12 protein-coding genes and 1 pseudogene are annotated in these 15,637 nt (G+C 61.5%); 11 read left to right on the plus strand and 2 right to left on the minus strand.

Translation table 11 applies throughout. The features are described from left to right. Positions 1 to 2: 2 nt before the first annotated feature. Complete coding sequence (gene hybO, locus E5E97_RS17700; protein ID WP_011706350.1) at positions 3 to 1,136, minus strand: hydrogenase 2 small subunit; 1,134 nt, start codon at positions 1,134 to 1,136, stop codon at positions 3 to 5. Between the two features lie 731 nt (positions 1,137 to 1,867). On the opposite strand from hybO, the gene E5E97_RS17705 reads away from it, so the two are divergent. The 10 genes and pseudogenes from E5E97_RS17705 (at position 1,868) to alr (ending at position 13,432) form a co-directional block, all read left to right on the plus strand. Continuing rightward, entirely contained in the window at positions 1,868 to 2,236 is a 369-nt protein-coding gene (locus E5E97_RS17705) for a response regulator (RefSeq protein WP_024941904.1), read from the plus strand. Next, the gene (locus E5E97_RS17710) at positions 2,233 to 2,553 is read left to right on the plus strand and encodes an STAS domain-containing protein (RefSeq protein ID WP_171280675.1); all 321 of its coding nucleotides are present in this window, start codon (positions 2,233 to 2,235) and stop codon (positions 2,551 to 2,553) included. Before E5E97_RS17705 ends, E5E97_RS17710 begins: the two co-directional genes overlap by 4 nt. Continuing rightward, positions 2,540 to 4,696 carry a chemotaxis protein CheA gene (locus E5E97_RS17715; protein WP_171280676.1) on the plus strand — a complete coding sequence of 719 codons (2,157 nt, stop codon included), beginning with the start codon at positions 2,540 to 2,542 and terminating at the stop codon, positions 4,694 to 4,696. The genes E5E97_RS17710 and E5E97_RS17715 overlap by 14 nt, the downstream gene beginning before the upstream one ends. A 43-nt stretch (positions 4,697 to 4,739) precedes the next feature. After that, complete coding sequence (locus tag E5E97_RS17720) at positions 4,740 to 6,416, plus strand: methyl-accepting chemotaxis protein (RefSeq protein ID WP_101615428.1); 1,677 nt, start codon at positions 4,740 to 4,742, stop codon at positions 6,414 to 6,416. A gap of 9 nt (positions 6,417 to 6,425) precedes the next feature. After that, positions 6,426 to 6,953, plus strand: coding sequence for a chemotaxis protein CheW (locus E5E97_RS17725; protein WP_011706355.1), 528 nt, complete (start codon positions 6,426 to 6,428; stop codon positions 6,951 to 6,953). A 2-nt stretch (positions 6,954 to 6,955) separates the two neighbouring features. Further along, a complete protein-coding gene (locus E5E97_RS17730; RefSeq protein ID WP_171280677.1) occupies positions 6,956 to 7,819 on the plus strand; it encodes a protein-glutamate O-methyltransferase CheR in 864 nt (287 codons plus the stop codon). Beyond that, a complete protein-coding gene (locus tag E5E97_RS17735; RefSeq protein WP_130632193.1) occupies positions 7,816 to 8,892 on the plus strand; it encodes a chemotaxis response regulator protein-glutamate methylesterase in 1,077 nt (358 codons plus the stop codon). Before E5E97_RS17730 ends, E5E97_RS17735 begins: the two co-directional genes overlap by 4 nt. A gap of 2 nt (positions 8,893 to 8,894) precedes the next feature. Further along, positions 8,895 to 10,103 (plus strand): EAL domain-containing response regulator, encoded by a 1,209-nt coding sequence (locus tag E5E97_RS17740; protein ID WP_101149539.1) that lies wholly within the window; start codon positions 8,895 to 8,897, stop codon positions 10,101 to 10,103. 111 nt (positions 10,104 to 10,214) lie between these two features. After that, a complete protein-coding gene (locus E5E97_RS17745) occupies positions 10,215 to 11,846 on the plus strand; it encodes a methyl-accepting chemotaxis protein (RefSeq protein ID WP_171280678.1) in 1,632 nt (543 codons plus the stop codon). A gap of 474 nt (positions 11,847 to 12,320) precedes the next feature. Beyond that, positions 12,321 to 13,432, plus strand: a pseudogene (alr, locus tag E5E97_RS17750) (alanine racemase). Positions 13,433 to 13,582: 150 nt separating this feature from the next. On the opposite strand, the gene E5E97_RS17755 reads toward alr, so the two are convergent. After that, a complete protein-coding gene (locus E5E97_RS17755; RefSeq protein WP_171280679.1) occupies positions 13,583 to 14,278 on the minus strand; it encodes a B3/4 domain-containing protein in 696 nt (231 codons plus the stop codon). A 43-nt stretch (positions 14,279 to 14,321) separates the two neighbouring features. Here E5E97_RS17755 and E5E97_RS17760 point away from each other — a divergent pair, with 43 nt between their 5' ends. Then, positions 14,322 to 14,924 (plus strand): helix-turn-helix domain-containing protein, encoded by a 603-nt coding sequence (locus E5E97_RS17760; protein WP_171280680.1) that lies wholly within the window; start codon positions 14,322 to 14,324, stop codon positions 14,922 to 14,924. The last annotated feature ends 713 nt before the right edge of the window (positions 14,925 to 15,637 follow it).

Below are 15,637 nucleotides of genomic sequence, written 5' to 3' on the forward strand. Positions count from 1 at the left end.
GGTCACTCCTCCCGTGAGGTGTGCTGCCCGGCTTCATGGCGCTTCTGCTGGCGACCGAGCTCGCGCACCGTCATCAGACTCACCCCGACCAGCACCCCGAGCGCCCCACCGATAAGGCCGGTGGCGGTGGGCGACATGTGTCCTCCCTCCTGGATGGCCACGTCGGGCTTGTTCACCCGCGGGGTGGGATTCTCCACCTTGGCGAGCTGGAAGATCCCCTTGCTGAAACCCACTCCCTGCTCGTTGCAGCCGTAGCAGGGATGGCCGATGCCCACCGGCCAGATGCCGCCGCCCACGTCGCAGAACTCCAGGGTCGAGCAGTTGCCGTAGGTCTCCGGCCCCTTGCAGCCCAGGTGGTAGAGACACCAGCCCTGACGGTGGCCCTCGTCGCCGAACTCCTTGGCGAAGCGACCGGCATCGAAGTGCGGACGGCGCTCGCAGTTTTCGTGGATGAGCCGTTCATAGGCAAACAGCGGCCGCTTCTTGGCATCGAGTGCCGGCAGCTTGCCGTAGGTGATGTAGTAGGCGACCGTGGTGAGGAAGTTGTGGGGATTGGGCGGGCAGCCCGGGATATTGATAATCGGCGTGCCGAGGTTGCCGAGGGCCTCCTCCAGGCTGACGGCACCGGTCGGGTTGCCGCCGCTGGCAGGCACCCCGCCCCAGGCGGCGCAGGAGCCGATGGCGATGACGGCAGCCGCATCGGCAGCCGCGCGGCGAATATGGTCGACGATGGGTTCACCGGCCACCATGCAGTAGATGCCGCCATCTTTAAGCGGGATGGAGCCATCCACCACCAGCACATACTTGCCCTTGTAGCGTTCGATGGCATTGTGCTTGTTCTCTTCGGCCTGATGGCCGAAGGCCGCCGAGAGCACCTCGTGGTACTCCAGCGAAATGGTGTTGAGGATCAGGTTCTCGATGGTGGGGTGGGTGGCGCGCAGCAGCGACTCGGTGCAACCGGTACACTCCTGCGCCCCTATCCAGATCACCGGTGGCCGCTCGGGGCTGGTGAGCGCGGTGGCCATCTTGGCCACGGCATGCTGGCTTAATCCAAGGGTTGCGGCCATCCCGGCGCACAGTTTCATAAAGTCACGGCGATTAATTCCATGAGCCGATAAAAAAGTATCCTCGACCATTCTTTTTATTCCCGTAGTGAGCACTTGTTTGATAAATGCTTAATAGCGGAAATGCTAAGTACTCCCCCCCTGCCCCGCGTTGATCTCCATCAAGTGACGGAACATTATTCAAATAGAAAACCCATCAGCATGGATTTAAAAATTTCATATGTAGCATAGACTTAGAAAGCATGGTGTGAGCCTTCAAAATACCCACTAGGGGGTAATTTGACGTGTTAATGAATTTAATTCATTTAAATTACCCGTTAATTCGTGATGTTAAATAATCAGAATGAAAGCGTTGTCACACTATTTGACCCGGTCTTTATGTTACCAGCCATAGGCTATTTTATCTCGCCAAAAGTGGCTGATAATATATACCTTTATATTTGTATGATTATATGTAAACAAGTGAAATGGACGCGCGAATGATATTTATTATCAGCTTCTCAAATAGGCTCCTCTGCCTATTTCAAGAAATATTCCCCTTGCCTGATTAATTAACTGTCATCAACAGGGTATCTGCATTTCCCCCTATTCCCCCCGCTTACAACGGGTGACCCGCCCCCTCCTTCCCGGCCCGGCTGCGCCACCTGGCCCGTACAACTGGCGCCATTTGTCTCTATTAGTCAGTGATGACATAAAAATCTCTCCAACATCAAGCTGTTGAACAACAATTATCACTGAGCCCTGTGCGAGCTCTGCCCTTGGCGCTAAGGGCAAGGAACCCATGAAGTCGATGAGGATGACCGATGAGCAAAACCATACTGGTGGTGGATGATTCCGTGGGGATCAGGGCGGCCATCACCATGACGCTCAGCAGCGCCGGTTTTGAGGTGATTGAGGCCGGTGACGGCGAAGCCGCCCTCATCGAACTGGATCAGCGGCGGGTACACCTCATCATCTCCGATCTCAACATGCCCGGCATGGATGGCATGACCCTGCTAAGACGGGTCAAGGCCCAGCAGACTACCCGCTACCTCCCCTTCATCATGCTGACCACCGAAGACTCCGAGCAGATCAAGCGGGAAGGATTCGAGGCCGGCGCCCGAGTCTGGCTCACCAAGCCGTTCGAACCGCTCAAACTGCTGGACGATGTCTGCAAGGTGGTGCAGCCATGAGCCTGACGATCGACACCCGGCAAACGCCGGTAACCGCCACCCTGAGCGGCGAGCTCAGCATCATCACGCTGGGGGATCTGCAGGATGAACTGTTCGGTCTGCTCAATTTCTCGGTGCTGACGCTGGATCTCACCCCGCTGGAGATGCTCGATGGCTGCGGTGCCCAGCTCATCGCCATCCTGCAGCAGGAGGCCGGCCAGCAGGGCAAGCAGCTGCGACTCGAGGCCGCTGAAGGGAGCCAGGCCCGCCATGTCTTGAGCCTGATGGGATTGTGGCCAGCCGACCATGGGGAGGGCCGCGTGGATGGACATCAATAAGGCCCGTGCCCTCTTCTTCGAGGAGGCCTACGAGCAGTGCGACAATCTGGAACACGCCCTGCTGGATCGCGACACCTATCCGGCCAACCCCGATACCTATAACCTGATGTTTCGCACCGCCCACACCATCAAGGGCTCGGCCGGCATGCTGGGGCTGGCCATGCTGGTGCGCTTCGCCCACGCCATGGAGAACATGCTGGAGCGGCTGCGCAGCGGCGAGATCGCGCTGGACGAACACCTCATCAACCTGCTGCTGGCCTGCAACGATCAACTGCGCGACCTGCTGCAGGGAGCCGAACACAACCCCGAGCTGCAACAGACCGAGACCCAGCAGATCCTGGCCCTGCTCTCCCAACTGCAAGGGCACCAGACCCTGCCCAGCCAGCCGCTGAGCATGCCGGCTCCCGCACCGGTCAATCAGAAGGATCGGCGCGCCTGGCACCTCTCTCTGCGCTTCTATCCCGCCCTCTATCAGGACGGTTTTGATCTGCTGGCCTTCATCCGCTACCTCGGCAACCTGGGGGAGATCCGCGTCATCCAGCCGGTCTGGCAGGAGTGGCCCCCGCTGCAACTGCTCGATGCCACCGAGTGTTTCCTCGGCTACGAGATTGGCCTGCTCAGCGCCGAACCGGCCGAGCGGATCCGGAGCACCTTTGACTTCGTTGCCCACGCCAGTCTCATCTGCCTGCTCAGCCCCCATCAGGATCTGGCGCAGTTTTCAGAACAGGGGCAAAAGCTGGCGGCCTGGCGCAATGAACCGCTCGCGGCCCAGCTGCAGCGCTGGGTGCAAGCCGGCGCCCTGAGCGAAGAGGAAGCGGCCTGCATCGCGCGGGGCGAACTGACGCCCGGCGCGGCAAACGCCGAACCTGCCCTGGCGCCCCCCATCCACTCAGCCCCACCGCCGCAGGAGGCCCCCCAACAGCAGACCAGACCCGCACCGCTGCGGGCAGAGGGGCACTACATCCGCATCGAGGCGGCCAAGCTCGATCGGCTGATCAATCGGGTCGGCGAGCTGGTGATCGCCACCTCGGCCACCACCCTGCAGGCGAGGATGAGGGGCGATGCGGAGCTCATCGAATCAGTCGCCATCGTCAACACCCTGGTGGAAGGGATCCGCGACGACGCGCTCACCCTGCGCATGGTGCCCATCAACGAGATCTTCAACCGCTTCCCACGACTGGTGCACGAACTCTCCCAGCAGACCGGCAAGGAGATCCAGCTGCAGATCCGCAACGCCGATACCGACATCGACAAGTCGATGGTCGAGAAGCTGACCGACCCCCTGATGCACCTGGTGCGCAACGCCGCCGATCATGGCCTCGAAGAGCAACAGGCTCGGCTCGCCGCCGGCAAGCCGGCGCAGGGCACCATCACCCTCAACGCCTATCACGACGCCGGCGCCGTGGTGGTGGAGGTCAGCGATGACGGCCGCGGCATCGACCGCGACAAGATCCTCGCCAAGGCCCATGGCCAGGGCCTGCTGCCGGAAGGCAAGGTATTGAGTGAACAGGAGATCTTTCAACTGCTGTTTCTGCCCGGCTTCTCGACGGCGAGCGATGTCAGCGATCTCTCCGGGCGGGGGGTCGGGCTCGACGTGGTCAAACGCAACCTGGAGTTTCTGCGCGGCGAAACCACCATCGACAGCCGGCTGGGGCTGGGCACCACCTTCAGGCTGAGACTGCCGCTCACCCTGGCCATCATCGACGGTTTTCGCATCGAGGTGGATCACGCCTCCCTGGTGATCCCCCTCGACATGATGGTCGAGTGCATCGACCTGCCGCCGGATGCCCTGCGCACCCCGGCCCGCCAGATCAACGTACGCGGCGAGTGGGTGCCCTTCATCGTCCTGCGCGAGCTGTTTGCCCTGCCCCCTGCCGACGAACCCGAATTCGTGGTGATGGTGGACTATGCCGACCATCGTGCCGGCATCGTGGTGGATCGCCTGATTGGTGAGGTACAGGCCGTCATCAAGCCGCTCGGCGAGCTGTTCAAGTCCCTGCGCTACGTGAGCGGTTCCACCATTCTTGGCAACGGCCAGCCGGCGCTCATCCTCGACGTCCCCCAGCTCATCCAGCTGGCCTGGCGGCGGGAACAACATGCGCTCCGGCAACAGGCCGATGCCCTCTACAGCCTCAGAGATTGACCACAAACCTTAAGCACATCAACGGAATTGACGGAGTCAGACCATGGACTGGTTTCACAACTTGCAAGTCAGAACAAAGCTGGTGTTCTCGTTCTCCATCCTCATGGTGCTGCTGGTGGTGCTGTCGCTCACCAGCTACTACTCCACCAGGACCATGGTGCAGCTGGTCAGCAACATGCACGCCAACCAGCTGTTGCCGATCAAGGACATCGCCAACGCCAACATCTATGCGGTCTACCAGAACCGGGCCCTCTATCGCTACATCGGCGAGGTCGACCCGGATCTCAAGGCCCAGGCGTTGGTCAATGTCGACAAGTTCGAGAAGGGGATGTGGGATTTTCTGGCCAGCTACCGCAAGACCTATCTCACCCAGCGGGAGGTGGACCTGCTGACCCGCTTCGATCAGGCCTGGGCCACTTACAAGCAGTACGCCAGCGAGATCCTGAAGCTGGCTCAGACACCGGGCCAGGATGGGGAGCCCGAGCGCAACGCCTTTCGGCTGATGGGTGACAAGGGGCGCCCCGCCTTCGACATCGCTGATGCCCTGCTGAGCGATCTGGTCAAGGTGAATGCCGAGCTCGCCACCCAATCCATGGATGAGAGCCAGAACATCTATCAGGACAACCTGCAGATCCTCATCGCCATCGCCAGCGCCGCCTTTCTCATCTGCCTCATCCTAGCCCTGCTGGTGACCCGCAGTATATTGCGCCAGCTGGGGGGCGACCCCTCCTACACGGTGCAGGTGGTCGCCCGGGTCGCCGAGGGGGATCTCTCCACCCCGGTGCTGCTCAAGGCCGACGACACCTCGAGCCTGCTCTATGCAATCAAGAGCATGGCCCACCGCCTCTCCGACACCCTCAACGAGGTGGGCGCCATGTCGGAAGCCATCGGCTCGGCCTCCGAGCAGGTGGCCGCCACCGCCAATGCCCTCTCCCAGACCTCCTCCGAGCTTGCCTCCAGCGTCGAGCAGACCAGTGCCTCGGTCGAGGAGATGACCGCCACCGTCAGCCAGAATGCCGACAATGCCAAGGTGACCGAGAACATCTCCACCCGGGCGGCCAGCAGCGCCACCGACAGCGGCAAGGCGGTCGGCGAGATGGTGCACGCCATGAAGGAGATAGCGTCGCGCATCACCGTCATCAACGACATCGCCAACAAGACCGACCTGCTGGCCATCAACGCCGCCATCGAGGCGGCCCGCGCCGGCGAGCACGGCAAGGGCTTTGCCACCGTCGCCGCCGAGGTGCGCAAACTGGCCGAACGCTCCCAGACCGCCGCCAAGGAGATTGGCGAGCTGGCCGGGCGCTCGGTCAGCGTCGCCGAGCAGGCGGGATCCTTGCTGCGTGAAATGCTGCCCGGCATCGATCAGACCGCCACTCTGGTGCAGGAGATCGCCTCCGCCTCCCGCGAGCAGCGGGCCAGCGTCTCCCAGATCAACATCGCCGTGACCCAGATAAGCGACGGCATGCAGGCCTCGGCCGCCTCGGCGGAAGAGCTCAGCTCCACTTCGGAAGAGCTGAGCTCCACCGCCCTGCAGTTGCAGGAGCTGATGCAGCAGTTCACCCTGCGCGGCGGCAACACCCGCCAGCCCTATACCCCGCACGGCGGCGCCCATGTCATCCGGCGCAGCAAACCGAAGTCTGCATTCTCCCGCCCCTACCCCTTTCATGAAGAGGATCTGGAGCGAGAGATAGACGATGGCAAGTTCACCAACTACTAGGAGCCGGCGATGAGAGACAAGCTTGCCCCTGATACCAGCGCCCACTTTCACTGCGTCACCTTCATGCTGGGCGGCGAACTGTACGGCATCGACATCGGCTGCATTCGCGAAATCATCGAGTTCGAGGGAATGACCCCGGTGCCCATGATGCCGCGCTTCGTGCGAGGCATCATCAACCTGCGCGGCGCCGTGGTGCCGGTGATCGACCTCTCCATCCGTTTCGGCCGGGGCCAGACCCTGCTGCAACCCACCACCTGCGTCGCCATCCTCTCCTTGCCCAACAGCACCGGCGAGGAGCAGGAGATCGGCATGCTGCTGGATGCGGTCTGCGAGGTGCTGGAGATCCGCAGCGACGCCATCGAACCGGCCCCCACCTTCGGCACCCACATCCGCGGTGACTTCATTCAGGGGGTGGTCACCATCGATCAGCAGTTTGCCATCCTGCTCGACATGCACAGGGCCCTCTCCATCGCCGAACTGAGTGCCATGGCCGAGGCGGCCACCGAGCAGCAGTTCTCCCCGGAACAGGGCGGCTGACCATGGTGGCGCCCCCCTTCACCGCCGAACTCACCCCGACTCTCAGCCAGAGCGAGTTCGATCTGTTTCGCCGCTTCATCCTGAATTCGGCCGGCATCGATCTTGCCCCCTGCAAGCGGGCGCTGGTGCAATCCCGACTCGCCAAGCGGCTGCGGGCGCTGCACCTCACCAGCTATCACTCCTACTGGGAGCGGATCCATCAATCCAGCGATCCCCACGAGCGGCAGCTCGCCATCAACCTGCTCTCCACCAACGAGACCTATTTCTTTCGCGAATCCCAGCACTTCAGCTGGCTCAAGCACCATGCCGAACAGCTGCTTGCCACTCGCCGCCAGCCGCTGCGGATCTGGTCCGCCGCCTGCTCCACCGGGGAAGAAGCCTACTCCGCCGCCATGGTGCTGGCCGAACAGCTCGGCATCAACGATCGCTGGAGCATCCACGGCACCGACATCAACACCCGGGTCATCCCTTTTGCCCGCCGCGCCGTCTACTCGGTCGAGCGGGCCCAGCACGTGCCACCCCATCTGTGGCTGCGCTATTTTCAGCGCGGCCATGACGAGTTCGCCGGCAAGATCCGGGTCAAGCCGGAGCTGGCCGGCAAGGTCACCTTTGCCAACCTCAACCTGCTGACCTGCGGCGACTATCCGGAACGCAACTTCGACGTCATCTTCCTGCGCAACGTGCTCATCTACTTCAATGACGAGACCAAGGCCCGGGTGCTGTCGCAGCTCTGCAACCTGTTGCGCCCGGACGGCTACCTGCTGGTCGGCCACTCCGAGATCATCCGCCAGCAGGATCTGCCGCTGGTGCAGGAGGCCCCCTCCCGCTACCGCTGCCTGCCCCTTCAGCCCAAGGAGCTGCCATGACCATACGGGTGCTTATCGTCGACGACTCGGCCCTGGTACGAGAGGTACTGACCCAGATGCTGAGCAAGGCGGAAGATATCGAGGTGATCGGCGCCGCCTTCGATCCCATCTTCGCCATGCAACAGATGAAGAAGTGCTGGCCCGACGTCATCATCCTCGACATCGAGATGCCGCGCATGGACGGCCTCACCTTCCTCAAGAAGATCATGGCCGAGCACCCCACCCCGGTCATCATCTGCTCCTCCCTCACCGAAGAGGGGGCCATGATCACCCTGGAGGCGATGTCGGCGGGGGCCATCTCCATCGTCACCAAGCCCAGCGTCGGCATCAAGAGCTTCCTGCAGCAGTCCGCCAACGACTTCATCCAGGAGATCCGGGGCGCCGTCGGCGCCAAGCTGCGCAATCTGCTGCCCGGTGCCGCCCCGCTGCCGGTCACCCCGAGGCACAATGCCGACGAGGTGCTCTCCCCGCCGGCGGAACGGATCTCCTTTCGCACCACCGAGAAGATAGTTGCGCTCGGCACCTCCACCGGTGGCACCCAGGCGCTGGAGTACCTGCTCTCCCGCCTGCCCGCCACCTGCCCGGGGATCGCCATCGTCCAGCACATGCCGGCCCGCTTCACCGCCTCCTTTGCCGAGCGGCTCAACGGCCTCTCCCAGCTGGAGGTGAAAGAGGCCGAGACCGGCGATCGCCTGCTGCCTGGGGTCGCCATCATAGCGCCGGGGGGCAAGCACCTGCTGATCCAGCGCAGCGGCACCCAGTATCTGGCGGAAGTCAAAGAGGGGCCGCCGGTCTCCCGTCACTGCCCCTCGGTGGACGTGCTGTTTCGCTCGGTGGCGGTGAGTGCGGGGCGCAACGCCCTCGGCGTCATCATGACCGGCATGGGGGATGACGGCGCCCGCGGCATGCGGGAGCTGCACGACACGGGCGCACGCACCATCGCCCAGGATGAAGCCAGTTGCGTGGTGTTCGGCATGCCCAAAGAGGCCATAGCCCACGGCGGAGTGGATGAAGTCATGTCCCTCACCCACATTACCCAGACGCTCAGCCGTCCGGATCTACGAGGCGTGTAATTATGTCATTGGAAAAATGGCAAGGCCGCAGTGCCATGGTGGTGGATGACTCCCGCACCCAGCAGTACGAAGTGACCTGTCTGCTGCAGGAGCTGGGGTTCGGCCAGATCCACGTTGCCCATGATGGCCAGGATGCCCTGAACAAACTGCAGCAGCTCGAGCGCATCGATCTGCTGCTGACCGACCTCAACATGCCCGGCATGGACGGAGTCGAGCTCATCAGCAACCTGGAGAAGAACACCCACTACCGGATGTTCGTGGCCGTGATGAGCGGGGTGGAGCGGGACGTGCTGGACGTGATCCACGCCATCGCCGATGCCAGCACCCTGGAGGTGATCGGCGTGCTGTCAAAACCGCTACGACAAAGCGATCTGCGCAACATGCTGCAGCATTGCGATCCGCTGGCACACCGGGAAAACAAGAAGTGGATGCAGCTCACCTTCACCGCCGAGGATGTACAGCAGGCGCTGAACAACCGCCAGCTGATCCCCTTTCTGCAGCCCAAGGTGCTGATGGCGGACGCCAGTCTCTACGGCTTCGAGGCGCTGGTGCGCTGGATCCATCCCGAGCACGGGGTCATTCCCCCTATCTGCTTCGTTCATCACCTGGAAGAGGGGCAGCTGGCGCTCGATTTCTTCTACCAGTTTCTGCACGCCACCTGCGAGGCACTCACCACCCTGGGTGCACTGTCCGAGCACCCTACCTGCTCCATCAACATGCCGGTCAGCCTGCTGCTGACGGACAAGCTGGTCGAGAACATGATTGCCATCGTGCAGGCCCATCAACTGCCCTGCAGCGCCATCATCATCGAAGTCACCGAGACCACCTTCATGTCCAACCTCGCCATGTCGCTGGGCACTCTGGCACGCTTGAGACTGCGTGGATTTGGCATCGCAATGGATGATTATGGCACCGGCTACTCGTCCATGAAGCAGCTATCTCGCTGTCCTTTCACCGAGATCAAGATTGACAAGGAATTCGTGCACGACGCCCATAGCAGCCCCAAGAAGCTGGCTATATTGACCTCAGCGATCGTCATGAGCCAGAAGCTCAACCTCAAGACGGTCGCCGAGGGAGTGGAGACCGAAGAGGACTGGAAGCAGCTGGCACTGCTCGGCTGCGAGCTGGCGCAAGGCTATTACATCAGCCGACCGCTGCCGGTCGATCAGATTGAAAAATGGTTTGCCGAATGGCAGGCCAGAGCGACCTGAATCGTGTCCCTTTGCGCTATTGAGGAACCCCGCTCTGACAGGGCGGGATAACAACAACACCGGCAGTATCGACATCGCTGCATGGACGCTTGAAACAAGCATGAGGCTACCATGAACAACCTACTTCGCCAGCTCTCCATCAAGACGCGGCTTATCGTCTCCTTCCTGTTGCTGAACCTCATCCTGATCGGGGTCGGGCTCTACGGCAAACAGAACACCAACACCGTCAATGAGATGCTCAACGGCATGTATCTCAACAATCTGACGCCCATCACCGATATCGCCAACGCCAACATGCAGGCCATCTATCACAACCGCTCGCTGTTCGACTATGTCATCGAGCCGACCCAAAGCGGCATGGACAAGATTGCCAGGGATATGGATCTGCACGAGCAGAAGATGGCTGCCCTGCTGGACAAGTACCGGGCAACCGAGTTGACCGAGCCGGAGAAAGCCGCCTTGGCCGACGTTGACCGCACCTGGCCGCTCTACAAGGAAGCGGCACACAAGGCGATGGCGGCAAGTGCAGCCAACGACAACGACAGTGCCATCAAGCTGATGAAGGGCGAGGCCGCCACCACGTTTCAGGTGGTGGACGATCTGCTCAGCAAGCTGGTCGACATCAATCAGGGGCTGGGCAAACAGGCCTTTGATGAGAGCGACGTGATTGCCAGCGACATCACCACCGCCACCTACACCATACTCGCCATCTCGGTGCTGCTCTCCTTGCTGCTGGGCTGGTTGCTCAGCAGCAGCATCAACCAGCCGCTGCTCGCCATCATGCAGGATCTGCAGCAACTGGCGCAGGGCCGGCTCACCGCTCCGGATCAGGCCGAGGGCAACGACGAGCTGACCCGCATGCAGCAGGCGATGATCAGCACCCGCCGCAGCCTGCGTGACATCGTCTCGACCATGCAGCATGCCGCCGAGAGCCTTACCGCCAGCGCCTCCCAGCTGGGGGCGGCGGCCGAGCAGGTCAATACCAGCTCCCAGCAGCAGTCCCTCGCCACCGCCAACACGGCCGCCTCGGTCGAAGAGCTCACCACCTCCGTCTCCCAGCTCTCCTCGTTCGCCAATCAGGCCAACAGCGTGGTGATGCAATCCGGGGAGATAGCCCAGGCCGGCGAGAAGCAGGTCAAGCACGCCTCCCAGGAGGTGCTCAGGGTCACCACGGCGGTCAACGACTCCGCCAAGCAGGTGCAGGGACTGTTTGACGACATCACCCGCATCAGCCAGATCTCAGTGATGATCCAGGGGGTCGCGGATCAGACCAACCTGCTGGCGCTCAACGCCGCCATCGAAGCGGCCCGGGCCGGCGACATGGGCCGCGGTTTCGCCGTGGTGGCCGACGAGGTGCGGACCCTGGCGGCGCGCACCACCCAGGCCACCCAGGAGATCAACGAGATGCTCACCTCCATCCAGCAAGGGGCCACCAGCGCGGTCAAGGGGATGAACGCCTGCTCCGACAGCATGAGCACGGTGCGGGAGACCACCGAGGGATCCAGCGAAACCATGGCCCAGGTGGATCAGAGCTCCCGCAAGGTGGTGGAGCTGATCCAGGAGATAAGCTCCATGCTCCACGAGCAGGCCGCCGCCAGCCAGCTCATCGCCCAGTCGGTGGAAGAGATCACCCAGATGTCGCTGGAGAACGTCTCCGCCGCCGAAAGCGTCAATCACGACGCCTCCCAGCTGACCACCATCATCCAGCAGCTCAACCAGGGCATCGGGTTCTTCAAGGTCTAATAAAAACGCCGAGACCCGCCCGGCCATGGGCCGGGCGGGTCTCTCCTCCTTATCCTGCCATCAAGCTCCCATCTTTACCCCGCCTCTTTGCCACGGGCTCACGACGGCCGGCGCTGGAATGCCGACATCAGAGCGGAGTCCGCTCAAACATCCATCAAAAAAAGTCCAAAACAGCCTCATTCCCCTCCCGTTTGGAGGGACAAAACCAGTGATAAATACTGGGTCATAGGGAGCCAGAGAAAGCGTTGGCAGGCAAATTTATACAGAGGAATATCCCGTATTTTGCGCATTTTCACATTCCCATTCGCCACATAATTTACCAACCAAAAAACAACTGATAACATCTTTTTACATTTTAAAGCATATAAAACAACATGATTCAGTGACCCCCCGTTTGCTCGTCGCGGCAGCCAGGATCACCGGATCAGGATTGAAACCAGCAGCCAACTTCTCATCGAGCAGACACCCGACCCCATGATGAACACAGTTACGGCCAGCATCGATATCGATGCACTCCAGCACAATTTCGCCGTGGTGCGCCGCCATGCCCCCACAGCAAAATCATCGCGGTACTCAAGGCCAATGCCTATGGCCACGGGCTGCTGCCGGTCGCCCATGCACTCGCCCAGGCCGATGCCTATGCGGTGGCCAGGGTCGAGGAGGCGCTGGTGCTGCGCGCCAACGCCATCACCAAGCCCATTCTGGTGCTGGGAGGCTTCTTCAGTGCCGAAGCGCTGCCGCTGCTGGCGAAACACGAACTGCAAACCACCTTGCATACCTGGGAGCAGCTGGCACTGCTCGAGCAGGCCAGTCTGCCCGCCCCCATCAAGGTGTGGCTCAAGATCGATACCGGGATGAACCGGCTCGGGCTGCGCGCCGAGGAGTTGCCCGCCTTCATCGAGCGGCTGAGCCATTGTCGCAACGTGGTGCAGCCGTTCCATCTGATGACGCACTTCAGCCAGTCCGATGAGCAGGATACCCAGGCCACTCAGTTGCAGATCGAGGAGTTCAACCGCCTCTCTGCTCATCTGCCGGGCGAGCGGGCCATGGCCAACTCCGCCGGCATCCTCGCCTGGCCGGCATCGCGCAGCGACTGGATCCGGCCTGGCCTCATGCTCTACGGCGCCTCCCCGTTTGCCGGTCAGCTCGCCGCCGACCATGACCTGCGTCCGGTCATGACCCTCAAGAGCCAGCTCATTGCCACCCGCGCCTGCGCGCAGGGCGAAGCGGTCGGCTATGGGGGACACTGGGTGGCGGATCGAAATACCATCCTCGGCGTGGTGGCGGCGGGCTACGGGGATGGCTATCCGCGCATGACGCCCGAAGGGACCCCCATGCTGATCAATGGCCGCCGGGTACCCATCGTGGGCCGGGTTTCCATGGACATGATCACCGTCGATCTGGGGCCGGCGGCCCGCGACAAGGTAGGGGACGAAGTAACGCTGTGGGGGGAAGGGCTGCCGGTGGAACTGGTAGCCGAAAAGATAGGCACCATCCCCTACGAGCTGCTGACTCGCCTGACCAGCCGGGTCCATCTCAGGCACTGCGACAAACGCGAACAGATGCCGATGTTGAAGCTGGCCTGAGCAAGCGAGTACGGGCCTGTGATATGGGCCTTTCATCCCGTCATCAGGAACAGGTAAGCCTTGTACCCAGCCTCATAGCGAGAGCAGCAACATCACAGCGGGGTCCCTTCCTCCCAGCGTTGGGATAAAAGGCGCCCCCTGCTGCCGAGTTCACGGAAGCTCGAAGCCGACCAGGCTCTGCTCGATGCGGGCATCAGGCATCATGCACCTCAGCCCGTCCACCAGCCTGGCAGCGGCCTCCCGCAACGCCGCCAGCGGCATCTCGGGCAGGCTCTCCAAAATGAACCACATCTGTCTGGCATCGCTATCCAGGCGCGTTCTCACCCCTTGACGCCAGTTCCAGCGCCGGCAGGTAACGCCCAGATCGTCGCGCCAGATCACCTCGCCCGCCTCCGGGCACTCCTGCGCCGGCGCCCCCTCTTTCATGGTGTCAAAGGCTTCGCTGCCATCGGCAATGACCAGCCGGGGCGTCCCGACATAGGCAGCCAGGTTTTCCCCGCCGACCGGGAGGGCGTAGGCGAGGCTGATGGCGTTGTAGAGATCCACCACGGGATCGATGCTCGGCAGGGCGCCATCACGCCGCACCCGCTTGCGCAGGGCATCCGCCGAACAGGGTGTACGCTGGGGTTTGGCGCCAAACCCCTTGAATACCTCCGCCCAGGCGGCCAGATGCGCTTCGGTCCAGGGCGCAGGGTCGTGCAGAACCCGCTGGCAGGCCTGCGCCAGCTCATCGGCGGCGATGGCCGGATTGACGATCTCGTCGGTCTGCAGGGTAATGCTGATAGCCCGAAATCCCGGAGCCAGCGTCGCCAGCGCGGGATCGATTGACGGTTGTACCGATCTCATGGAATATCCTTATATCGACTATTTTATTTCATGATAATGACCAATGACCAAGAGAGTCAATATAACGACCGATGCCGGCGCCGACGTGGAGCATGTCACCGCCGCCGTCTCCCGCCGGCTCAAGGAGTACAGACAACAGGGCCGGCTGTCGCTCGATGAGCTGTCGCGCCGGGCCGGGGTGAGCAAGGGGATGCTGGTCGAAATCGAAAAGGGAGCGGCCAATCCCAGCATCGCCATCCTGTGCAAGCTGGCCGCCGCGCTCGGGGTATCGGTTGCCGATATCGTCGACGTGGCCAGCACCCCGACGCTGCACCTGATCGAGCCGCAAGCCATCCCGACCCTGTGGCAGGGCCCGCTCGGCGGTTCGGCCCGCCTGCTGGCCGGTACCCGCGGACCGGACATGATAGAGCTGTGGCACTGGCAACTGTACCCCGGCGAGCAGTTTGACTCTGACGGTCACCCGCCCGGCACGGTGGAACTGTTTCACGTTGAGCAGGGTACCCTGCAACTGCAGTTGGGAGAGAGCGAGCTTGCTGTCACTCAGGGTTGTTCGGCCGTGGCTCGCACCGACCTGCCCCACGCCTATCGCAACGCAGGCGACAGCGTGCTGCGCTTTACCATGACGGTGGTGGAGCCGCACGGCTGAGGCTGGTCGCTGCGAGATGACAAAGCGTATCCTGATGAACAACGCCTCCTGATAAACAAAAAGGCCCCGTCTTGCGACGGGGCCTTTGCCAATTGGTGGCGAGCACGGATATGGCTGCGCCCAAAACAAAAAACCGACCATCAGGTCGGTTTTTCAATATGGGCTATGGGTCGGGATTGACTCGCGCCATCCCTGGCGCTCGCCCTGCGGGCGGCCTCTGGCCGTCCAGATGGGCTATCCTGCCCACTTGTCGAACCAGGGCTCGAACCACGCCGCCCGTCACCGGATAAAGTAAAAGGGCCTGTCTTGCGACAGGCCCTTTTACTTTATTTGGCGGTGAGGGAGGGATTCGAACCCTCATTCTCGTACATTACAGCACAAATATAACCTTCAATTTCAATAACTTACGAAACTATTTATAGCTAAAAATCAGCAAGATTGTCTCAGGTCATTGCTATTCAGTCTGTCATACCTTTATAAAGAAAAATAATGAAATGTCAACCGCATAGATTGTGACAAAAATTAACTGAGTTGTGTTAATCGCCCTCAGCCTCAGTAAGTTCCCTTCAAGCGACATCGATTTGTGAAACAACGCCGTCAATGACCAGTCTGTAATGAAGTTAATCTTGTTCATGATGTAAATCCCATTTCTGCGACTTATATGCATTCTGTTTAAGCTACATCGCTTTGGAAAATGTCAGCCCATTGCAAGC

This window comes from Aeromonas sp. 2692-1 (genome assembly GCF_013085505.1).
Lineage (GTDB): Bacteria > Pseudomonadota > Gammaproteobacteria > Enterobacterales > Aeromonadaceae > Aeromonas > Aeromonas hydrophila.